Origin of the sequence: Metabacillus arenae (assembly GCF_014773385.1) — a bacterium.
In the GTDB taxonomy this organism is placed as follows: domain Bacteria; phylum Bacillota; class Bacilli; order Bacillales; family Bacillaceae; genus Metabacillus_D; species Metabacillus_D arenae.
Genome location: NZ_JACXAI010000007.1, coordinates 150,172 through 173,006, shown reverse-complemented (window position 1 = coordinate 173,006; position 22,835 = coordinate 150,172). Strand labels below are relative to the sequence as shown.

Genomic DNA, 22,835 nt, shown 5'->3' with positions numbered 1-22,835 from the left:
TATGCTTTTCGTTTGGATCAATATTTCCTCTGTACTTACAAAACATGCCAACAACTTTATTTTTACTTGAGGTAAAAATAGGGATAGGGAAACGAGTTCCGTCTCAAAACATATAATTAAGTTCAATTCTTGAGGAGGATTATGTAAATGACCAACAAACGCCGTCTATTTACATCAGAGTCAGTTACAGAAGGGCATCCTGATAAAATTTGTGATCAAATTTCAGACTCCATTTTAGATGCTATTTTATCTAAAGATGCGAATGCCCGTGTTGCTGCAGAAACTTCTGTGACGACTGGATTAGTACTAGTTAGCGGAGAAATTACAACGAGCACTTATGTTGACATTCCAAAAATTGTACGAGACACAATAAAAGAGATAGGGTATACTCGTGCAAAATATGGCTTTGATGCTGAAACGTGTGCAGTGTTGACTTCTATTGATGAACAATCACCTGACATCGCCATGGGTGTCGATCAGGCGCTTGAAGCTCGCGAAGGGCAAATGTCTGATGCAGAAATTGAGGCCATTGGTGCAGGGGACCAAGGGTTAATGTTTGGATTTGCTTGTAATGAAACAAAGGAATTAATGCCGCTTCCGATTTCTTTATCACACAAGCTGGCCCGAAGATTGACAGAGGTTCGGAAAGAAGATATTCTTCCATATTTACGTCCAGATGGAAAAACCCAAGTTACTGTTGAGTATGATGAAAACGACAAGCCTATTCGCATTGATACGATAGTTATCTCAACTCAGCACCATCCCGAAATTTCTTTAGAGCAAATCCAGAGAAATGTAAAGGAGCATGTTATTAATCCTGTCGTTCCAAAAGAGCTGTTGGATGAGAATACTAAGTACTTTATTAATCCAACAGGCCGTTTCGTTATTGGCGGACCCCAAGGAGATGCTGGTTTAACAGGCCGTAAAATCATTGTTGATACGTATGGCGGTTATGCCCGTCACGGCGGCGGTGCTTTCTCTGGAAAGGATCCTACAAAAGTGGACCGCTCAGCAGCCTATGCAGCTCGTTATGTTGCCAAAAACATTGTTGCGGCAGGACTTGCTGAAAAATGTGAAGTCCAATTAGCTTATGCAATTGGAGTTGCTCAGCCTGTCTCTATTTCAATTGATACACTAGGAACAGGAAAAGAGCCTGAGGAAGTGCTAATTGAAGTGGTTCGTAACAACTTTGATTTGCGTCCGGCTGGTATCATTAAGATGCTGGATCTTCGCCGCCCAATTTATAAACAAACTGCTGCTTATGGGCACTTTGGCAGAAATGACCTTGATCTCCCATGGGAAAGAACAGACAAGGCGGAAATCTTAGCAAAGCAAGCTCAAAAGTTATAATCTTAAAAACAGTCAGGGTGGTCCTGACTGTTTTTCTATGTATGATAATAAACCTTTTATCCACCTGAAAAATACCTATTTAAGAAACGATCTTTCTCACAGCTCCAGTATCTAACCTCCCCAGAGTTTTTCGTTCTGAAATATTAATAAATCACCTTTAGTATGTCTTATTAATTCTTTAAAAATAAATAGGGATTAGGTATGAATATGAGGGGTTTTAATGTATAATTTTTAATTATACAGTGCGAAATATAGGGAAAAATTACAGTATCTGTCTTTTATACCATCACGATGTAACTTTTTGCCGACTTACGAAGTCCAATAGTTGAAGGATGTTTAACTTTTTTTATCGAGATTAGGAGTGAAATATATGTGTGGTTTTGTAGGTATTCTGCACACCGGCTCAAAAGCGAATGTAGATTGGGCAACCGCTATTAAGCAGGCAAATTTAAAAATTGATCATAGAGGCCCCGATGAGACAGGCTATTATTCAGATGAATATGTCAATTTGGCGTTCAGCAGGCTGAGTATTATTGATGTTGAAAATGGCCAGCAGCCGTTATCGTATGATAACGAGCGTTACTGGATCATTTTCAATGGCGAGATTTATAATTATTTAGAGTTAAAGGCCGAGCTGACAGAGGAAGGGTATCATTTTGAAACTACTTCTGATACTGAAGTGATATTAGCGGCCTATCAGAATTGGGGAGATCAAACTCCTAATAAATTAAGAGGAATGTTTTCCTTTTTAATTTGGGACAAGCAGAAGAAATCTTTATTTGGAGCAAGGGATCCATTTGGTATTAAACCTCTGTATTACTATCCTAGCAATAATGCGATTCTTTTTGCTTCAGAGAAAAAGAGTATTTTGGAAGTTATGAAGCAAAAGGAATTAAACCTGGAAGCCTTGCAGCATTACTTTACCTATCAATATGTACCAGAGCCAATGTCAATGATAAAGGATATTAAGAAGGTAGTGCCAGGCACCCATGTTCAAGTTCGTCCAGGTAAAGAGATAAACTTTCATAAGTATTGGATACCTAAGCTTTCACCAGTTCCTAAAGAGGAAAATCGGCTAATTGGGGACATCCAAGAAGCATTATTTGATTCGGTTAAAGTACATATGAGAAGTGATGTCCCTTTAGGAAGCTTTCTATCTGGGGGAATTGATTCAACAATAGTTGTTTCAATTGCAAAGGAATTTAATCCAAACATTAATACATTTTCGGTAGGATTTGATGTGAACGGCTATAATGAAATGGACGTTGCTGCTGAAACAGCTGAAAAGTTAAACCTGCCCCATCACAAATATAATGTGACACCAAATGAATTTATGAGTGCTCTTCCGAAAATCGTTTGGCATTTAGATGATCCCCTTGCAGACCCTTCTGTTGTTCCACTTTATTTTTTAGCCAAGGAAGCAAGGAAAAAGGTAAAGGTTGTTCTTTCTGGGGAAGGGGCAGATGAATTATTTGGCGGATACAATATTTATCGTGAGCCTCTTGCTTTAAAACCATTTTCTTATATTCCAAAAGGGATGAAACGTTCAATACGTTCAGTTGTGAAAAACATTCCTTCACATATTAAGGGAAGGAACTATTTACTAAGAGGCTGTACTCCATTAGAAGAAAGATATTGTGGAAACGCAAAAATATTTTCTGAGGAAGAGAAATTTCATTTACTAACGGGATATCAAAATTCGTATGACAGTTTAGAACTGATCCGACATTATTATGAAGATGCTGCGGAATTAGCGGCGATTGAAAAAATGCAATACATTGATATTCAAACATGGTTAAAGGGAGATATTCTTTTAAAGGCTGACAAGATGACGATGGCCAATTCTTTAGAGTTGAGAGTTCCATTTTTAGATAAAGAAATATTTAAAGTCGCTTCAAGTATCCCGGGGGATTGGAAAACGAGAAATCAGACAACAAAATATATTTTACGAAAAGCAGCTGAAACGATAATTCCAGAGCATGTTTTAAACCGTAAAAAACTAGGCTTTCCTGTCCCGCTACGCAATTGGTTGAAAGATGAAATGTATGATTGGACTATTAAACTGATAAAAGAGAGTGAGACAGAGTATCTGCTTGATAAGAGTTATGCATTTAAACTTTTAGAAGAGCATGTTCAAGGGAAGCACGACAATAGCAGAAAAATATGGAGCATCATCATTTTTATGATGTGGCATCAAGTATTTATAGAAGATAAATACAGCTTCACTAACACTGTACATGGTACAAACAAAGAATATAGCATTGTTTAAAAAACAAAAGCAGGTCTTCTTTAGGACCTGCTTTTATTATGCTTTAACGTATAACAGTTGTGGTAATGGTATGTGAATGATGTTATAAAAAGAAATCGGCGTTTTCGGCGATTTCATCCATTCCCACTTCAGACCTCTCACTTTTAGAGGTGAGAAATGAGAGGTGAGAATAGAAGCAATCGGCGAGACATCGATTGCTTTAATTTCAAAATGTTTAGAGTTTTCAAAAGTAAAAGGAGATATAGGCAGGTTTTATTTAAATAGAAATCAGCTTTTTCGGTGATTTTATCCTTTCCCACTTCAGACCTCTCACATCTAGATCAAGCATATCTGATTTGTTCTGGTTTTATTAACACTTGTTCATATTCTTTCAATAAATCGCCTAGAATCTGATCCCATGTTTTTGTGATTGCATATTGACGGGCATGTAAACTCATTTCAGTTTTTAATGATGAATGATTTAATAATTGCTGGATGCTTTGAATAAATTGATTTGTATCTTGAGGTTTACATAAAAAGCCAGATTTTCCTTGCTGAATGATATTTTTAACACCCCCAGAATTTGCTCCAACTACAGGGGTTCCTGATGCTAATGCTTCTAAAACAACATTTCCAAACGTTTCAGTAGGGGATGGAAAAACAAACAGGTCTGAAGCTGAATATATTTTCGCAAGATTTTCTCCATTTAAATAACCTGCAAAGGTCATATTTTCAGGAGCTTCTTTTATCATATCCTGTTTAGATGGCCCATCTCCAACAATTAACCAGCGTACCTGTTTTTTTAATGCCTCTGGCAGTTGTTTGGCTATGGTCATTAGAGTTGTTACATCTTTTTCAGGTGCGAGGCGGCCTACATAGGATAAAATGTATTTTTCTTTAATTTGAAAGCTATCCCGAACTTCCTTTTGATCATAGCGAGGGTGAAAAAGTTCGCAATCTACCCCTCTTCCCCAAATCCGCAAATTATTAAATCCGCGATGGTGCAATTGGTTAAATGTTTCATGTGAGGGGACAAAGATTCTTTCTAAAGGTTTATGAAACCAGTGCATATACTTCCATAAAAACTTTGAAAAAAATTGAAGGTCATAATATTCTAAATACTGATCAAAATCAGTATGATATGAGCCTACTACCGGAATGTTTAGTTTTTTAGCATAATGCAAGCCGCACAAACCAATGTTAAATGGAGTAGCAATATGGATAATGTCAGGATTAAATCGAACCAGTTCGCTTTTGGCTTGAATCATATTAGGCAGGGCCAATCTACACTCAGGGTAGAGAAAGAAGGGCAGACTTGCAAACCGATGAATATGACTTGAGAATAAAGTATCTCTTGATCCTTCAGGTGCAAAGATTTTAAATTCATATCCTTCCTTCTCTAAGTGGTCGGCAAATCGTTTTAATGTGCGGGCAACTCCATTTACATCTGGTGCATACGTATCAGTGAAAATCGCAATTCTCATGAAACTCCCCCCCGAACTTTAAAGGTAAAAAGCTGCAGGAAAATAATTTTTTATCATCATAAAAGTTAATAAGCCTGATGATGTTCCTAATAAACAACCAGCAAGTACATCTGATGGATAATGCAATCCTAAATACATTCTAGAAATTCCCACGCTAACCGCAAGTGGCAGCAGTATATAGCTGAGAGCAGGCATAAATAAAAGGAATGGGATAATAACTGAGAAAATAGCTGTTGTATGACCTGATGGAAAAGAATGATCCTGTAATGGATTTTCTAATACTTTTGTTTCTATTAATGCAATGTAAGGACGTTTTCGCGGATATAATTTTTTTACAAATGCAACAGGTATATGACTAATTAATAAGGCAGCAGCACTTGCAATAGCTGTTAGGCGGACTGGCCCCTTTGTAAATAAAATAAGAAATAAGGAAATGAGAATGGTGAATGTAGCTCCACCTGTATTTGTAACTTGCCGAAAATAAAAATTCCAGATTTTACGATCAAAGTGCCGATTGACGCTGCGAAATAGTCTGCATTCCAAATCATACATATTCGTAATTAATTTCGTTTTCATAAAATGATGCTCCTTTGTAAAAACATCTTTCTCTCTATTTTAAATTAGAAATATTTAGTGAATGATAAGATAATGTTAAGATTTTATCACTAAATATTTGCAAAACTTTAAAATTTAGTTAGTTTTTTTCAGTAGGAGCTTGCATATAATAAGAGAATATCTTTCTATTTAGTCTAGGAAGGCTGGAGAAGCTGCTCTTACAAATGCATAACGAATTGCTCCGTTTCCCCTTATTAGAACTAGTATTGTTTTTTTTACAATCATATAAAAGAAGAATATTTAGATATTAAATCTATATGCAAATAGTTGAATTTGTTGCTATAACCTTTATTCTGCTCTTAACTGTTGAAACTTTACAGAAAAAAAGAAGACAGATGTTGGGTAACTGTCTTCAGATTAAAACTTTATATTTATTTGTATATTCAAAAAGCTGAGGCTGAATAGGCCACCCTTTGGTTGGACACTTTCCTCATCCTGTTGGAAGTTTCAATTTTTACTATCCCATATCACTAAATACAAATCTCCCAATAAGTCAGGACAATCTTCCGGGAGGCTCGTTTTATACCTCCACTAGCTTCGGAGGAAAGCGCCCTTGGCATTTCTTCTGAAATGAGTTTTTGTTTGATTGATGTTAAAATGAGTTTGGAGATGATTGTACAGTTTTATAATATTGGCCTTTTTCTACATATTCACGGCGTATCCGCTTCATATCCTTAAGGTCTTCTTCATTCAATTCCCTTATAATTTTGGCGGGACGGCCGAAAGCAAGTGTATTAGGGGGGATTTTCTTCCCAGGCGGAACCAAGCTTCCTGCACCAACAAAAGCTCCTTCCCCTATTTCTGCACCGTCTAGGATGATGGAACCCATTCCAATTAGGGCATTTCTGCGAATTGTGGCACTATGTAAGATTACTTGGTGGCCGACAGTAACATCATCTTCTAAGACCAGCGGCTTATTTGGACTTTGATGCAGGCAGCATTGGTCCTGGACATTTACTCGATTACCTATTCTGGTAGGAGCAACATCTCCTCGAATGACAGTATTAAACCAAATGCTCGATTCTGAACCAATTTTTACATCACCTGTGATTGTTACATAGTCAGCTATAAAGGCACTTTCAGATATTTCGGGCTTATATTCTTTGTATGGATACAACATTTAATCCATCCTTTCTAAAAATGAACTAAAAATATTATAGCAAACAAATTGCTTAAGTCGAGGTGGTATTCATGTGGAGCTGGAAAGCAGATAATCCAAAAGGAGTCATTGTTATTATTCATGGAGCTGCAGAGCACCATGGGAGATATAAATGGCTTGTGGAAATGTGGAGATGTGCAGGCTACCATGTGGTGATGGGAGATCTTCCTGGACAAGGCACCTCCACAAGAAGAAGAGGGCATATTGATGCGTTTGATGAGTATATTGTGGTTGTAAATGAATGGCTGAAAGATGCATTCAGCTATGACTTACCTGTTTTCGTACTTGGGCATAGCATGGGAGGATTAATTGCTATCAGGGCTTTGCAGGAAAAACATCACAAGATTGCAGGAGTTTTACTGTCTTCGCCTTGTCTTGGTGTGGCCTATAAACCAAATAAGGCAATGGAGATTCTCTCCAGAGGTCTTAATGTAGTGGCTCCTACCTTTAAGGTCGATTCAAAGCTTTCCATTCAATTGGCTACAAGGAATAAAGCGGTTTGGGAAGTGGATGAAAATGATTCTCTTTATGTGACAAAGGTTTCTGTCAGGTGGTATCGTGAGCTTTTAGGAGCAATGGAACAAGCGCATATGCAAATTGGAAAATTTCCAGATATTCCACTTTTAGTAATGCAAGGCGGCGAGGATAAAATAGTTGACAAGTCAGCCGTTAAAAAATGGTTTAATAAAGTCGATATTTCCGAGAAAAGCTTTAAAGAATGGCCGACATGCTATCATGAAATTTTTAATGAGCCAGAGCAGGAACAAGTTTTTCGCACAGCGAGATGGTTTATTGACGGCTTAATAGAAGCTGGTGATTGCGCAAATGTCAATTCCTAAACACCCATTAGGGCTGATGACAAAAGTCTATAGAGAAATTTTTCCGATTGTTCATTTTCATTTAAATAAATGGAAAAACAAAGCTCAGCTAATCCCGGATCAGGAGCTTAAAAAGCAAGCAATGCAAAGCATCGCAACCAAGACGTTTCATTGTGAGGGTGGAGGCATCCTCGCTATTATCGCTGGAGCTCATAAGCACAAATGTGTAGAATTTATTGTTGCTTATCAAACGATAAGTGATTATTTGGATAATTTGTGTGATCGAAGTACTTCTCTTGATCCAGTGGATTTTCGGATGCTCCATCAATCCATGCTCGATGCCCTAACGGTTGGTGAGCCTTTAAAAAAATATTATCAGCATCGGCATGAAAAGGACGATGGAGGCTATCTGCATGAGCTTGTTGCAACCTGCCAAAATGTTTTAAGTCAATTAGATCATTATACGCTAATAAAAACGCACCTATTAGAGCTGGCAGGTTATTATTGTGATTTGCAAGTACATAAGCATGTAAAGCCCGAGGAAAGATTACCCCGCTTGGAGGAATGGTTTGAACGTTACAAAAATTGTTACCCTGATCTAAAATGGTACGAGTTTTCAGCTTGTACAGGGTCTACCCTTGGTATCTTCTGCCTAGTTTCTTATGGTTTCAATTCTTATTTTAATGAGAAGCTGGCTAATAAAATAAGAAAAAGCTATTTTCCTTATGTACAGGGGCTGCACATTCTGCTTGATTATTTTATCGATCAAGAAGAAGACAAAAAAGGCGGGGACTTAAATTTCTGCAGCTATTATAGCTCGACAAATGAAATGCAAAGCAGACTGGAGCATTTCATACAAAAAGCAGATGATCATTTAGCAGATATTCCTCATCAAAAATTCCACAAGCTTGTTCACAAGGGATTGCTGGGTTTGTATTTATCTGATGAAAAAGTAAAAACAGGTGAAAAAGCCATTAATCAATTAGCAAAATCCTTAATAAAAAAGAGCGGTAAAACCTCTTACTTTTTTTATTTAAATGGAAGGGCATATAGGGCTATTCAGAGAATAGGCTGGAGTAAAAGCTCATAACTAAAAAAAGGCCGTTCAAATTCTTGAACCGGCCTTTATTTTGTATTTAGGAGCCATAAGGCATTGACATTTTTACTGCCGAGTAAAATACTTTAAACTTTGTGCTTTTCTCATAAGAAAAAGCGTGAAATATATGATTACCGCTTTTCAATCGCAACTATAAACGGAGGGTTGTTTGCTTGGTTTATGAACTGGTATTTCAGGACATGAGCTTTTTTCTGATCAATCGACATGGCGTATTGAATGATCGCATCACGTTCCATTTTTCCTGTTTCATGCCCATGATAGATGACAATGATAATTATGCCCTCAGGCTTTAGGAGATCAAGAATTTCTTCAATTGCCAATATCGTTGAAGAGGGAGCTGTTGTGATCGCTTTGTTTCCGCCAGGCAAATAACCAAGATTAAAAATGGCTGCTGAAGCCTGTCCATGAAATTTAACAGGTATGTGTTTCTTTACCATTTCATGGCTGTCTAAAGTTAACGTGGCGCGGCTTTCTAAATCCTTTTCCTTTAACCGGTTTGCAGTGTTTAAAATCGCCTCTTCCTGAATATCAAAGCCGTAGACATGTCCGTATTCCCCGACAAGCTCTGCCAAAAAAACGGTGTCAAGTCCATTCCCGGCTGTTGCGTCAATGACGATATCGCCAGCAGCTGCAGCAGTAGATAGCAAATGCTTACTAAAAGGCAGTATTCTTGTTAGCCTCATTTAGAAATCTCCAATTTCGGTTGTTTGAAAAATTTCCCTTGATAGCTGCCTCTGCGTTTTAGCTCTGCATCAATTGCATTTAAAACTTCCCATTTGTTAACACTCCACATAGGTCCAATCATCAAATCAATTGGTCCGTCACCAGTAATTCTGTGAACAATCATTTCAGGCGGAATGATTTCAAGCTGATCACAGACAAGACTAACGTATTCTTCAAGAGACAGGAAGTCCAATTTTCCCTTTTCATATTGTTTCACCATTGGTGTACCTTTTAAAAGATGCAGCAAGTGAATTTTAATTCCCTGTACATCTAGTTTAGCTACTGCTTGAGCAGTTTCCATCATCATCTTGTAATTTTCTAAAGGCAATCCGTTAATAATATGAGAACAGACACGGATTCCATGTTTACGCAATTTATTGACACCGTCTACATAACATTGAAAATCATGTGCACGGTTAATTAACATGGCCGTTCTTTCATGAACCGTTTGCAGGCCTAGTTCTACCCATAAATAAGTTCTCTCATTTAACTCAGCAAGATACTCGACAACATCGTCTGGCAAACAATCCGGACGAGTCGCAATCGAAAGACCAATGACACCGTTAAGATCTAGTACTGCTTCATATTTTTCTCGTAATTCACTAACAGGCGCATGTGTATTTGTAAAGGCTTGAAAATAGGCCATATATTTGCCATCTTTCCATTTTTTATGCATTTTTCTTTTAATGTCGTTAAATTGAGTGACAAGATCTTCTGCACGATTACCAGCAAAGTCACCAGAGCCAGCTGCACTGCAAAAAGTGCATCCGCCATGAGCTACTGTTCCATCACGATTAGGGCAGTCAAAGCCGCCATCAAGTGCTACCTTGAACACTTTGTGACCGAATGTTTGTCTTAAATGATAATTCCATGTGTGATAACGCTTATCATCACTTGCATATAAGAAAGGGTTTGTCTGATTCACATTCAGCAACCTCCTTTTAATATCATCCTAAATGAAGCCATTTTAAAATTTTATCATGGGCAGCTGCAAGAAACAAATGTAAAAGATGTTAGCCCTAAAGTTCCATATTTTTTTATGCCAGATTTGCAGCAGCTTGATACAAACTAATCATGATGAATATCTATTCATCAACCTTAAAGGGGGCGTTTGTTTTGGCAACAAGACAATCTGTAGAGGATTACTTGCAGCAGGGTGAGGATACACTTCGCTATGCAAGGGAGCAGTACGAAACAGGGGCAAAGCAAGAGCATTTTAATGATACCGAATATATGAAGGCTCAGCAGATGCTTGAGGATACAGTAAACGATCTTAATAAACTATCCTTAAGTGCTAATGATCAACAAAAGGAGCAGCTATATAGAATGCGGCTTCAGCTTCAACAGCTTCAAAATGAAATGATCTTGCTAAGACACTAAGGAGCGATTTGATGAAAAAACGTTCAAAGCAAAATAATCCTGAACAAAAAACAAAAAACGGTATAAATAGCAATGACGTAGAATTTGGAAAAGAATATGATCCAGTAAAAACATCTAAAAAGAAATATAAAAATCAGGGTCAGCCAATCAAATCGAAACAACGTACTGAACATACAGAATAAAGGATAACAAACATGCCAGGCATCTCTTAGTAAGAGAAAGAGAGCCTGGCTTTGCTTTGAAATGAATTATCGTATTGACTTTTTGAACTTCCATGTGTATTGTATTAAGTGTATTAAACATAATAGTACAATTAATACAATGGCGACATAAAAGGAGAGAAAGAAGGGGAGATTGATGGTACAAATTGATCCACGGAGTTCAACCCCTATTTATGAACAGATTATCCAGCAGTTGAAAGAGCTGTGTTTAAAAGGAGTATTAAAACCTGGTGATAAGCTTCCATCCGTTCGGGAAATGGCGACGATCATAATTGCCAATCCTAATACAGTGAGTAAGGCCTATAAGGAGCTCGAACGAGAAGGAATCATTGAAACATTGCGCGGCAGAGGAACCTTTGTCTCGGAAAATGCTCAAAAAACGCTTGATGAGGGGAAGATTAATATGATTAAAGAACAACTGAAACAAGTAATCATAGACGCCTTCTATGCAGGAATGGATATAAATGAAATTCATACATGGATCGAGGAGATAAAAAAAGAAATAGGAGGTAAAGGACGTGCTTGACATACAAAATATAACAAAAACACTTGATGGTGAAGCCGTGCTGGAAAATGTCTCCTTAAACATACAAGCAGGAGAAATATTTGGTTTATTAGGAAGAAATGGTTCGGGAAAAACGACATTATTAAGAATCATTGAACAAATTATTTTGCCAGATAACGGCGATGTATTATTTGAAGATATTTCAATTAAAGATCATCCACTTGTGAAAAGAAAGGTTGTCTATGTTCCTGTTATAAATTCCTTCTATGAAAGGTTTACTTACAAGCAGCTAGTCAGAATCTTAAAAGAGATTTACCCTGATTTTGATGTCACATATGCTAATGAATTAATGAACCGATATGATATTCCTGAAACGAAAAAATATCGAGAGCTTTCTACAGGTTTAAAGAAACAGCTAGCCTTAATTATGGCTTTTGCCATTAAGCCGGCTGTTATTTTACTTGATGAACCAACAGATGGAATCGATGCAGTCGTTCGTCATGATTTGCTCCAGCTCATGGTAGATGAAGTAGCAGAACGAAATACAGCTATTTTCATTACTTCCCACCGTTTAGAAGATATCGAACGCATATGCAATCGAATCGGCTTTCTAGAAGGTAATTCTTTATCCAATGTCATGGATATTGAAGCAATTAAAGAAGATTTTGTTAAGGTTCAGGTTGCTTTAGAGGAAGATATGAAATTAAAAATAAGGGGAAAGGGGATTCCTATTTTAGATCAAGTAGGTGTTTTCTACACCTTGCTGTTAGAAAGAAACGATGAAGAAAAGCAGAGTTGGCTGAAATCATTACAGCCAAAAGTATGGAATGAACTTCCTGTCAACCTCGAAGAAGTCTTTATTGCAAAGTTTGGAGGAAAACGAAGATGGTAGGGCACGGACTTTTGTATAAAGAATGGAAACAAAATCAAGGGATGTATATCGGCACTATCATCGCTCTGTCCTTGTTTATTCCTTTTAGGCTATTAATAGATTATTTCAGTTGGAAGGAGTATACAGAGGTTTCTAGAAGCAGCCATCCTTTAGTATTTCAGTTTAATAATGAACCTTTTATTGGAATAGCAGCTATTATTGCAGGAATTATGGCTATTTTGCTTATTGGTATCGAAAGAAGCAAAGGAACATTAGATTATACCTTGTCTCTGCCATATAAGCGCAGTGGAATTTTTATGACGAAATTTGCATTGGGGTTTGCTGTTCTTATTGGAAGCATCGGTATCTCTTACCTGTTATCAAGCTTGATCATTTGGGGTATGGGAGCTGAAGCTAATTATTTCCATATTTATTACCTTTATTGCATTATCTCGGCAGCCATGATTTTTACTCTAGTTTTGGCTGCTGGAGCCCTTACAGGGAATCCATTTGCACAGGCTCTTGTGGCTTTTAGTACAGCTATTTTACCATGGATGCTCTTCTTTTTGATAGGCATGCATATTTACATGTTTAGTGGAGAGCCAAGCTTTTTTAATGATGACACTTTATGGATTATTGCCATTTCCCCAATTACTTATTTTGTCTTCCATCAACCATGGATCCTGCAAGCGGAAATTTTTATACCTGTCGGGATGATCATCTTGTTCTTCATTATAGGATTGCTTGCATTTATGAAACATCCAAATGAAAGAAATGGTTATTTCTTTTTATGGAAACAGCTTAACCTGCCAGTTCAAATCCTTGTGATGATCCTAGGAATTATGGGATTCGGGATTTCCGGGTTTACTACAAGCGGTGAAAGTCTTGGAGGTTATCTGATTGGCGGATTTATTGGAGCTTTAATAGGTTTTCTGCTTGGGTATTTTCTAATTTATAAAAAAGGGAAACGTTCTTAAAAAGAGAGGAGAAACAGCATGATTCAAATTAACAATTTATCCCATTCTTTTAAGGTGGGCAAAAAAGGCAGTGAACGTGAAATTCCGGTGCTAAAACAAATAACGTTAACTGTAGAAAAAGGGGAAATTGCTTCGATTGTCGGTCGAAGCGGCTCTGGAAAATCGACATTACTAAATTTAATTTCTGGTTACATCTCGCCAACAGAGGGACAAATCATTGTAAATGGTCACGATGTTACGAATCTTAGTGAAAAAAAGTGGGCAGCCTTTCGACTTGATACGTTTGGATTTATTTTTCAAAGCTTTCAGCTTATCCCAAGCTTGACAACATTCGAAAATGTTGAGCTCCCATTAACCTTAAAAGGGGTGCCGAAAGCAGATCGTAAAACAAGAGTTCACAAGATGTTGAAAAGGGTTGGCCTGGACGATCATTCAACTCATTACCCAAATGAACTCTCAGGAGGACAGCAGCAGCGTGTAAGTATCGCAAGAGCACTTATTTTAAATCCAACAATCATACTAGCTGATGAGCCGACGGGAAGCTTGGATTCCGAGACAGAAAAAGAAATTTTAGCTTTAATTAAAGAATTAAATGAAGAAAAAGGAATTACGTTTTTTATTATTACCCATGATGACGAAGTTGCAGCAGCAACAGATCGCAGGTTTCATTTGCATGATGGCGTCCTAGCTGAAGGAGGTGTTTACGTTGAAGTTTAATGATCAGGTATCACTTGTCCGGAGAAATATGAAAAAAAATAAAGTGCGGTTGTTTATGACAATATTAGCAACAACAATGGGCTGTTCCTTTTTGATTGTCCTTGCTTCTGTAGGATTTGGTCTACAGAAAAGCATTACTGATGAAATTACGTCTCAGCAGGTCATTACGGAAATTTCGGTACATGGTAAAGAAGTTGATGGTGAGGCAAAGGATCCTGGTGATGACGAAATAAAAGAATTAGAAGAAACGGATGGAGTCAAAGCAGTCGTAAGAAGAAATCATATTGAAAGTCCTGTTGAAGTAAAGATGAATGACCGAACAGGGGATGTCCGTCCGGTAATTACCAATATGGAAGAAGAATTAAAGGCGAATTTATCTTTAGAAAAAGGAGAAGTACCTAAAGCACAAAATGAAATTGTGGTAGGGTATAGTTTTGCAAAATCATTACTGACTGAGGAAGAAAGAACCCAGCTTGAAAAATTTTATGAAAATCCAGAAGGGAATGTGGAAGAACCTAAAGGATTTGAAGGCGAAGTTCTCGGAAAAAGCGTTAGTATGAAAGTGACAAAGATAAAAGAAAATGGGGAAAAAGAAGGCGAAAAAACATTTGATTTTAAAATTGTCGGAGTGACAGAAGAGCCTTCAAAGGATTGGATTGAAGACCGGAATATTTATATTAGCGACAAATATAAACAAGAAATTCTCAGTGCTGCAAATGCTGAAAACAAAGAGGCTCCTTACACTGAGGTGAAGGCGTATGCTGACAGCTTAGAAAAAGTCGAACAAGTGACAAACAGTTTAAAAGACAAAGGCTTTGTGGTTTATTCCATTACCGAAGAGCTTGACAGTGTAAATTTGTTCTTTAACGTGTTTAAAATTGGCTTGATTTTTGTTGGAACTGTAGCCGTGCTTATAGCCTCAATCGGTATTTTCAATACGATGACTATGGCTGTCACAGAAAGAACTCAGGAGATTGGCATCATGAAGGCAATTGGTGCCCAGCCGAAGGTTATTAAACGAATATTCCTTATGGAAAGTGCCTTTATAGGATTAATTGGATCACTCTTGGGGGTTCTCATTTCCTATGGGGTTAGCATTCTTGCAAATACAGTTATTCCGATGATACTAACTGCAATGGCAGGAACAGACGGAATGCCGACTGATATTACGTTTTCTGATATTCCACTAAGTTTAGTTCTCATAGCTGCTGGAATCAGCATTGGAGTCGCTGTAGTATCAGGGCTTAGACCTGCTGTAAAAGCAACAAATGTAAATGTGTTAAGTGCGTTAAGGAGAGAAGTTTAAAAAGTAAATCGAAATGAAAAAGAGTGTTAAAATTTAACGCTCTTTTTTTGTCCTGTTATAACATTTGTTAGGAAATATAATAAATCTGCGTCGTTAATTTTTGTCGATTTATGCCGAAAAATCGATATTTTGAAATTATCGAAGATAAATCTGCCGATTTCGAAGATAAGAGTGAAAAAATCGAAGATATATTTCAAATTTCGAAGATAAGTTGAATAATCGGCGGCTGATCAAGTGAAAATAGCGGTTGAGATTAAATGAACAAGGGAAAACCGTTTGAAATGCGGCCAAAATTAATTGATACATCTCTAAAAACTTATCAAAGAAAAAAGAAAATAATAAATTAGCCCATTTAACCTTTGACCTCTCACTTCGAGAAAGAATCCCTAGTGTTTTCCTTGTAAACCCAGCATGAAACTCCTTCAAATTATTTAAGCTCTTATGCTAAAATTAGGAAGAGGGAGAGTGTGAGAACGTGATTAATCAAGATTTTCCATATGCAAAAGAAATATTTGAAACCGTGATAGAAAACGCTTTTGCTGGGATCGTTATTGTGAATGCAGAGGGAATAGTTATTTATATAAATGAAAATTATTGTCATTTTTTAAAGGTTTCCAGGGAGGAAGCCATCGGAAAACATGTGACAAATGTGATCGAAAATACGCGTATGCACACCATTGTTCAAACTGGGGTGGAAGAAATTTCAGACCTGCAATATATCAGAGGTAATTATATGATTGCTAGTCGTATCCCGATTTTTGCTGACGGAAAGGTTGTTGGAGCCTTTGGTACCGTCATGTTTCGTGATACAAAAGAATGGAATGAGATGAATTCTTCGGTAAGGCAGCAGCTGACCTCCATACATGGCTTTTTAGAAAAGCAAGATGAAACAGGAGCAAAGTACACACTGAACGATATTGTCTCAAGCTCAAGGAAAATTCACGTCTTAAAGGAAAAAGTGAAAAGCATTGCGGCTACTGACAGCTCAGTCTTAATTAGAGGAGAAAGCGGAACAGGAAAAGAGCTCTTTGCTCATAGTATTCATCAGTTAAGCCAAAGAAGTGAAAAGCCGTTTGTCAAAGTCAACTGTGGTGCAATACCTGAGCAGCTTTTAGAATCAGAGCTTTTCGGTTATGAAGAAGGCGCCTTCACGGGTGCCAAAAAAGGCGGAAAAAAAGGAAAGTTTCTTCTAGCAAATAATGGGACAATCTTTCTCGATGAAATTGGGGACATGTCCCAGCATATGCAAATTAAACTATTAAGAGTCCTGCAGGAAAAGGAAGTCGAACCAGTTGGCTCTGTAAAGACAATCCCAATTGACGTAAGAGTTATTGCTGCAACGAATCGCCCGCTTGAAAAAATGATGCAGGAAAATAAATTCAGGGATGATTTATATTACCGAATAAGTGTCATACCTTTTGATATCCCGCCTCTTCGTGAAAGATTAGAAGACCTTGAACCTCTTGTCGGCTATTTTATTAAAAAAATATCACTAAGAACGGGAAAGAGAATTGCTCAAATTCATGAAGATGTAATGAAAGTCTTTTATCATTATCATTGGCAAGGCAATGTCAGAGAACTTGAGAATGTTATTGAAGCAGCCATTCATTTAACAGTTGGAGAAACGATGATACTCGAAGCTTTACCAGAGTATTTATGCAATACGTCACTTTTTAAAGAAAATCAAACATTAAAAGAAATGCTGGATGAAACGGAAAAAAGAATTATTTTATCGGCTCTAACGCAACACCATGGAGACAAACGAAAAACGGCGACCGCTCTAGGAGTAAGTAAATCAACATTTTACGAAAAATTACAAAAGTATCAGTTATCCTATTAGGCATCCAGCCAACACACTTGCTCAATCAACGCATAATCAATGTATTGAATGGATGGAAGAGAAAATTCCTATAATCTTGAGTACATTTTTTACTCTTTTCACTTTTGAAACAAGTCCCCAAGATTCATAATGCCTCAAGGCGTTTGTACTGATATTCAATTTACTTGCAATATCGATCGGTCTTTATTTTCATATTCTCAACCTCTAAAAACTTGTTAACAAAGGTTAAAGGCTATGAAATGGTTTGCAAGCTCTTTCCTTTAGATGACCGGATAAATGACCAAAACTTGAGCATTTGCATAAAGGTTGTATGATTAAGCTGTAAGGTGAAGGATTCGAATGTGAAGGGAGTCGTAAACAACGAAAGAACCCAGCCAATCAATCTTAACAGACTAAACCATTGAGAATTAGGTTAAGGAATTCAGCACTCATTCAATTTTGATGAAGAACATTTGAAAGGGGATAAAAGTCATGAAACAAAATAAGTCTTTGAAGGAGCTTCTTCAAGATAGTAATATAAGTCGCATTAACGCGATCGCACAGTACATTGAAGATCATATCAGAGAAAACTGGCAAACTGTACTTCAGGAAAAACGAGATCAGTTACAAAAAGCATATAGCGAGGGAGGCGATATGGCATACGGAACGTATTTGAACCTGCTGTTTCTAGCTATTCATAAACAATTTAAAGAGGATGGATTGCACCCTCAGCCTAGATTTCCAGGGGACTTTGATATTTCTAGAGAATGGGGGGAGGATGATTCCGACCGACAACGTTGGATGTGGAGTACCGTTTATACGTTGAATGGAGAACCTCTAGGTACTATAGTCACCATAGTGTTTCATGACCACACGCAGTTTCGCGTCCCTCGTCAGCCTCAAATCATCAGCTTAAGCGAGACAAGCAAGGAGGCTGTAGTAGAAGCCCTCTCTCTTCGTTCCGATGAATTCAAGCATGCACTTGAATTCACTGTTGAATATGAAGAATATCTGCGAAGTCAGGGAAGTTCGGAATAAAAAATTGGATCGGATAATAGAAATGTTATCATAACTTTAATTGTTTCTTCTTATTAGTCCGAAAGTCTGGAATACATTCCGGATTTTCGGACATTTCTTTTTTACCAAGCCATTTCCCCCTAAAAAAGAAAATTTAGCTTGTCCTTACAGATAAAGAATTCCGAAAAATCGGAAATATAGTTAAATAGTATTGAATTTGTTAAGGTTTAAGCTGTTTTTGAAAGTTGGCACGGTTTTTGCTTATATATTGGTAAGGAAGAGAGGAGGACAAAGATGAAAAAGCTATATAGCGCAGCAAACCAAGCAGTAGAAAACATAGGTGACGGATCGACCATTATGGTTGGCGGTTTTGGATTATGCGGCATTCCTGAAAATTTAATACTTGCTCTAGCTGCAAGCGGTGTAAAGGATCTAACGGTGATTTCGAACAACTGTGGTGTTGATGAATGGGGGTTAGGTCTGCTTTTAAAAAATAAACAAATTAAAAAGATGATCGCGTCCTATGTGGGGGAAAACAAAGAATTTGAACGACAAGTACTAGCTGGGGAATTAGAGGTTGAATTAATACCTCAAGGAACCCTTGCTGAACGAATTCGGGCAGGCGGTGCTGGAATACCAGCTTTTTATACACCAGCTGGAGTAGGAACAAAAGTGGCGGAAGGAAAGGAAATGCGAACGTTTGATGGCAAAGAATATCTTCTCGAGAAAGCATTGAAAGCAGATTTTAGTCTTGTCCGTGCGATCAAAGGCGATCAGATGGGCAATCTGATTTATAATAAGACGGCCCAAAACTTTAATCCAATGATTGCAGCTGCTGGAAAAACAACAATAGCAGAGGTTGAACAGCTTGTTCAAACCGGGGAGCTGGATGCTATGCAAATCCACACACCAAGCATATATGTCCAAGGTATTTTAGTAGGAAAGCAGCTAAAGAAGATTGAAAGAATAACAGTTCAAGAGGTGAAAACGGGATGAAACAGGATAAACATTCAGTCCGTGAAAAGATAGCAAGACGTGCTGAACAGGAAATTGAAAGCGGTTACTACGTGAACCTTGGAATTGGTATGCCAACGCTTGTTGCGAACTATATTAACCCTGATAAACAGGTTGTCTTACAATCTGAAAACGGTTTGTTAGGTATTGGACCTTATCCTTTTGAAAATGATATCGACCCTGATTTAATAAACGCGGGCAAGGAGACTGTAACTGCTATTAATGGAGCGAGCTATTTTAATAGTGCAGAATCGTTTGCGATGATAAGAGGCGGTCATATAGATGTAGCAATCCTTGGAGGAATGGAAGTTTCCGCGCAGGGGGACCTTGCTAACTGGATGATACCAGGAAAAATGATCAAAGGGATGGGAGGGGCCATGGATCTTGTTCATGGAGCTAACAAAACTGTGGTCATCATGGAGCATATCTCAAGAAACGGAGACCCAAAAATTGTCCATCAATGCTCACTCCCGCTTACCGGAAAAAGCGTGGTTGACAGAATTATTACAGACCGGGCAGTAATTGATATTACAAATAATGGACTAAAATTAATTGAAGTATTTGAGGGGTATACAGTGGATGAGATTCAAGCGGTTACAGAACCTGAACTTATCATACCAGAAAATTTACTCATTTTTTAAGATAAGAATTTAAGACAAGGGGGATGACAGATGTTAAGTATGATCGGATTAATTGGAGGCTTGGCTTTACTCATTTACCTTACAATGAGAGGGATGAATTTACTTGTTGCTGGACCGCTATGTGCATTATTTGTCGCAGTTCTAAGCGGTTTGCCTCTATTTCCACAGCTTGTTGGTGAAGGGGAAGCAAACTTCGTAGGGAATTATATGACCGGTTTTACTAGTTTTGTTGCTTCATGGTATTTAATGTTTTTACTTGGTGCCATTTTCGGGAAAGTAATGGAAGACAGCGGCGCTGCCGATAGTGTATCACAATGGGTTGTAGAGAAATTAGGTATGAAGCGTGCTGTTATGGCAATAGTTGTAGCCTGTGCTGTGTTAACATATGGCGGGGTTAGTCTATTCGTTGTTGGTTTTTCTGTTTATCCAATGGCGGTTAGTTTATTTAGACAAGCGGATCTGCCAAGACGTTTTATTCCAGGAGCACTGGCATTTGGTTCTGTTACTTTTACAATGACTTCAGCAGGATCACCGGAAATCCAAAACTGGATTCCAATTGAATTTTTAGGGACTTCTCCATATGCAGGCTGGGAGGTCAGTTTAATTGTTGCTGTATTTATGATCGTTTTTGGATATTGGTGGTTAAAACGGATGATTTCGAAAGCGGTTGCAAAAGGAGAACGATTTGTTGCCCGTGAAAATGACCCGCAAATAGACAACGGCAGGAAGCTGCCAAATCCGTTTCTCGGTCTTATCCCTCTTTTAGTCGTTCTTATCATTTCCTATGTGTTCCATGATTCTTTGAAGCAATCTGCTCTTATCGTTGCCTTGCTAAGTGGTATCATTGCCACATATCTTTTAAATCGTTCTTATTTCAAATCGTTCAAGAATGCGATTTCAGAAGGCACGATGGGTGCTTTAATTGCGATCGGAAATACAGCTGCTGTTGTGGGGTTTGGGGGAGTAGCAAAAGCAGTTCCAGCATTTGAAACGGCCGTTAATGCGATAACAAATATTCCGGGAAGTCCTCTTATAGGCGGGGCGATAGCGGTCAGCGTTATAGCTGGTATGACAGGATCAGCTTCAGGAGGCCAGGCGATTGCTCTCCCAATTCTTGCACCACACTATTTAGATGCCGGGGTAAATCCAGAAGCACTTCATAGGGTTGCCGCGATATCTTCTGGTGCATTGGATTCGCTTCCTCATAATGGCTATGTTGTGACTACAGTAAATGCGATTTGCGGTGAATCGCATAAAGACGCTTACGGTGCAGTTGGCGCCTTAACGGTAATTGTTCCAGCAATCGGAGTTGTGCTTGCCATTATTTTGTTCTCATTTGGATTAGGAATTTAAAGCTGGAGGTAGGTAGTTGTGGTAGAAAATCAAGTTATCTTTATTACAGGAGCTGCTCAAGGAATTGGCTTTGAAATTGCAAAAGCATTTGCTGAAGAAAAAGCAAAAGTAGTTCTGACGGATTTAAATGAAGAAAAAGTCAGAGAAGGAGCAATCGCTTTAGAAGCGGAGGGGTTTGAGTCAATTGGCATAAAATGTGATGTTACCAAAGAAGAGGATATAAAATATGCTATTAACCTGGCAGTTGAGCATTATGGGAAGATTGATGTTCTGATCAATAATGCAGGTCTCCAACATGTCGCCATGATTGAAGATTTTCCGACAGAGAAATATTCATTACTTCTTAATGTCATGCTAACAGCACCTTTTTTAACGATAAAACATGTTTTTCCAATCATGAAAAAACAAAAGTATGGACGAATTCTGAATGTTTCTTCTATAAATGGGTTAGTAGGATTTGCTGGAAAGGCTGCCTATAATAGTGCTAAGCATGGTGTAATCGGCCTAACAAAAGTTGCCGCGCTAGAAGGAGCAACCGCGGGGATTACTGTTAATGCTTTATGTCCGGGGTATGTTGACACTCCATTGGTTCGCAATCAATTGAAGGATTTGGCGAAAACCCGTAATGTTGAGCTTGAAAAAGTTCTTGAAGAGGTTATCTACCCGCTTGTTCCCCAAAAACGATTATTAGAAGTAAAAGAAATTGCCGACTATGCCTTATTTTTAGCCAGCTCCAAAGCAAATGGGGTGACAGGCCAGGCGGTTGTCATTGATGGGGGCTATACGATTCAGTAATCTTGTGGTAATAATTACCTTGATTACCTTATTAATGAATTCTAAATGCATTTCTTTTAGACTATAGAGGCTGTAAAGTAGTATTTAGGATGCATAAATTATTTTTTGAAAATTAAAACTATTGATTCAAGCTTGTTTTGCTTCTGTTCACATATAATGGAAGTAAAACAAGCTTCTCTTTTTTTTAGCTTGTAAGATATCCAGAAATGTCAAAATAGGGGGCAGAATGTTTTGCCTAGAGTCGCGTGTGCTATAAAAATACGGCTTTAGGAAGGGATGAAAAGTGATGCTTCAACAAGTAGTAATCGCTACCTTTATCGGCGGTTTAATGGGTCTACTTGGACATGTTAAGAAAAAAGGCCGACTGGAAAAGCCACGGATCACCAAGCGATTTATTTATCTTGGCTTTTGGGAAGATGTTGCTGTCGGAATGATCGCTGCAATGCTCCTTGTTTTATCTTCAGAACCAAAATCCTCCATGCAATTAGTGATTCTGTCTATTATTGCCGGATACAGCGGTGAAGCGGTACTTCGCAGCTTTGACTTTGTTAGACAGTCTCAAGTACAACAACCTTCCCACAATGAAAAACAAGAACGTACACCTCCTCAAGAATAAGTTGCTTTCAAACTATGCATTCCTCACATGTTTCAATTTAATCCCTTAAAGATAAGTCACTTGCACTTCATTGCAAAATTATATAAAAT

General features: G+C 37.9%; 23 protein-coding genes. 18 read left to right on the top strand and 5 right to left on the bottom strand.

The features are described 5' to 3' along the window. Positions 1–147 precede the first annotated feature (147 nt). Together metK and asnB are read left to right on the top strand one after the other, a co-directional pair. The gene (gene metK / locus IC621_RS08280) at positions 148–1,350 is read left to right on the top strand and encodes a methionine adenosyltransferase (RefSeq protein ID WP_191157628.1); all 1,203 of its coding nucleotides are present in this window, start codon (positions 148–150) and stop codon (positions 1,348–1,350) included. Positions 1,351–1,720: 370 nt separating this feature from the next. Continuing rightward, complete coding sequence (gene asnB, locus IC621_RS08275; protein WP_191157626.1) at positions 1,721–3,619, top strand: asparagine synthase (glutamine-hydrolyzing); 1,899 nt, start codon at positions 1,721–1,723, stop codon at positions 3,617–3,619. Positions 3,620–3,939: 320 nt separating this feature from the next. On the opposite strand, the gene IC621_RS08270 is transcribed toward asnB, so the two are convergent. From IC621_RS08270 to IC621_RS08260, 3 genes are all read right to left on the bottom strand, one after another. Beyond that, positions 3,940–5,082 carry a glycosyltransferase family 4 protein gene (locus IC621_RS08270; protein WP_191157624.1) on the bottom strand — a complete coding sequence of 381 codons (1,143 nt, stop codon included), beginning with the start codon at positions 5,080–5,082 and terminating at the stop codon, positions 3,940–3,942. 18 nt (positions 5,083–5,100) lie between these two features. Further along, positions 5,101–5,658: a phosphatase PAP2 family protein gene (locus IC621_RS08265; protein ID WP_191157622.1), complete on the bottom strand. Its 558-nt coding sequence runs from the start codon at positions 5,656–5,658 to the stop codon at positions 5,101–5,103. 631 nt (positions 5,659–6,289) lie between these two features. Continuing rightward, on the bottom strand, positions 6,290–6,817 hold the full coding sequence (locus tag IC621_RS08260) for a gamma carbonic anhydrase (RefSeq protein WP_191157620.1): 528 nt from the start codon (positions 6,815–6,817) through the stop codon (positions 6,290–6,292). A 71-nt stretch (positions 6,818–6,888) separates the two neighbouring features. On the opposite strand from IC621_RS08260, the gene IC621_RS08255 reads away from it, so the two are divergent. Both IC621_RS08255 and IC621_RS08250 read left to right on the top strand, forming a co-directional pair. Further along, entirely contained in the window at positions 6,889–7,695 is an 807-nt protein-coding gene (locus IC621_RS08255) for an alpha/beta hydrolase (protein WP_191157618.1), read from the top strand. Continuing rightward, positions 7,682–8,764, top strand: coding sequence for a tetraprenyl-beta-curcumene synthase family protein (locus tag IC621_RS08250; RefSeq protein WP_191157616.1), 1,083 nt, complete (start codon positions 7,682–7,684; stop codon positions 8,762–8,764). Before IC621_RS08255 ends, IC621_RS08250 begins: the two co-directional genes overlap by 14 nt. Positions 8,765–8,901: 137 nt before the next feature. On the opposite strand, the gene IC621_RS08245 is transcribed toward IC621_RS08250, so the two are convergent. Together IC621_RS08245 and IC621_RS08240 are read right to left on the bottom strand one after the other, a co-directional pair. Continuing rightward, positions 8,902–9,474 (bottom strand): tRNA (mnm(5)s(2)U34)-methyltransferase, encoded by a 573-nt coding sequence (locus tag IC621_RS08245; protein ID WP_191157614.1) that lies wholly within the window; start codon positions 9,472–9,474, stop codon positions 8,902–8,904. Then, entirely contained in the window at positions 9,471–10,439 is a 969-nt protein-coding gene (locus IC621_RS08240) for a TIGR01212 family radical SAM protein (protein ID WP_191157612.1), read from the bottom strand. Before IC621_RS08240 ends, IC621_RS08245 begins: the two co-directional genes overlap by 4 nt. A 191-nt stretch (positions 10,440–10,630) precedes the next feature. Here IC621_RS08240 and IC621_RS08235 point away from each other — a divergent pair, with 191 nt between their 5' ends. The 14 genes from IC621_RS08235 (at position 10,631) to IC621_RS08170 (ending at position 22,746) form a co-directional block, all read left to right on the top strand. Continuing rightward, complete coding sequence (locus tag IC621_RS08235; RefSeq protein WP_191157610.1) at positions 10,631–10,894, top strand: YtzC family protein; 264 nt, start codon at positions 10,631–10,633, stop codon at positions 10,892–10,894. A gap of 11 nt (positions 10,895–10,905) precedes the next feature. Beyond that, a complete protein-coding gene (locus tag IC621_RS08230; RefSeq protein WP_191157608.1) occupies positions 10,906–11,076 on the top strand; it encodes a glycogen biosynthesis protein GlgD in 171 nt (56 codons plus the stop codon). A 175-nt stretch (positions 11,077–11,251) separates the two neighbouring features. After that, complete coding sequence (locus IC621_RS08225) at positions 11,252–11,641, top strand: GntR family transcriptional regulator (RefSeq protein WP_191157606.1); 390 nt, start codon at positions 11,252–11,254, stop codon at positions 11,639–11,641. Next, on the top strand, positions 11,634–12,512 hold the full coding sequence (locus IC621_RS08220; RefSeq protein WP_191157604.1) for an ABC transporter ATP-binding protein: 879 nt from the start codon (positions 11,634–11,636) through the stop codon (positions 12,510–12,512). Before IC621_RS08225 ends, IC621_RS08220 begins: the two co-directional genes overlap by 8 nt. After that, entirely contained in the window at positions 12,506–13,468 is a 963-nt protein-coding gene (locus IC621_RS08215; RefSeq protein ID WP_191157602.1) for an ABC transporter permease subunit, read from the top strand. Before IC621_RS08220 ends, IC621_RS08215 begins: the two co-directional genes overlap by 7 nt. An 18-nt stretch (positions 13,469–13,486) precedes the next feature. Beyond that, positions 13,487–14,185, top strand: a complete 699-nt coding sequence (locus tag IC621_RS08210) for an ABC transporter ATP-binding protein (RefSeq protein ID WP_191157600.1) — start codon at positions 13,487–13,489, stop codon at positions 14,183–14,185. Then, positions 14,175–15,491 carry an ABC transporter permease gene (locus tag IC621_RS08205; RefSeq protein WP_191157598.1) on the top strand — a complete coding sequence of 439 codons (1,317 nt, stop codon included), beginning with the start codon at positions 14,175–14,177 and terminating at the stop codon, positions 15,489–15,491. Before IC621_RS08210 ends, IC621_RS08205 begins: the two co-directional genes overlap by 11 nt. Before the next feature lie 475 nt (positions 15,492–15,966). Next, positions 15,967–17,331, top strand: a complete 1,365-nt coding sequence (locus tag IC621_RS08200) for a sigma-54 interaction domain-containing protein (protein ID WP_191157597.1) — start codon at positions 15,967–15,969, stop codon at positions 17,329–17,331. A 471-nt stretch (positions 17,332–17,802) separates the two neighbouring features. Continuing rightward, positions 17,803–18,348, top strand: coding sequence for a DUF6022 family protein (locus IC621_RS08195; RefSeq protein ID WP_191157595.1), 546 nt, complete (start codon positions 17,803–17,805; stop codon positions 18,346–18,348). 273 nt (positions 18,349–18,621) lie between these two features. Next, positions 18,622–19,323, top strand: a complete 702-nt coding sequence (locus tag IC621_RS08190; RefSeq protein WP_191157593.1) for a CoA transferase subunit A — start codon at positions 18,622–18,624, stop codon at positions 19,321–19,323. Next, positions 19,320–19,982, top strand: a complete 663-nt coding sequence (locus tag IC621_RS08185) for a 3-oxoacid CoA-transferase subunit B (RefSeq protein ID WP_191157591.1) — start codon at positions 19,320–19,322, stop codon at positions 19,980–19,982. Before IC621_RS08190 ends, IC621_RS08185 begins: the two co-directional genes overlap by 4 nt. A 30-nt stretch (positions 19,983–20,012) precedes the next feature. After that, positions 20,013–21,335 (top strand): GntP family permease, encoded by a 1,323-nt coding sequence (locus IC621_RS08180; RefSeq protein ID WP_191157589.1) that lies wholly within the window; start codon positions 20,013–20,015, stop codon positions 21,333–21,335. Between the two features lie 18 nt (positions 21,336–21,353). Continuing rightward, the gene (locus IC621_RS08175) at positions 21,354–22,130 is read left to right on the top strand and encodes a 3-hydroxybutyrate dehydrogenase (protein ID WP_191157587.1); all 777 of its coding nucleotides are present in this window, start codon (positions 21,354–21,356) and stop codon (positions 22,128–22,130) included. Between the two features lie 286 nt (positions 22,131–22,416). Next, positions 22,417–22,746 carry a DUF4257 domain-containing protein gene (locus IC621_RS08170; RefSeq protein WP_191157585.1) on the top strand — a complete coding sequence of 110 codons (330 nt, stop codon included), beginning with the start codon at positions 22,417–22,419 and terminating at the stop codon, positions 22,744–22,746. Positions 22,747–22,835 lie beyond the last annotated feature (89 nt).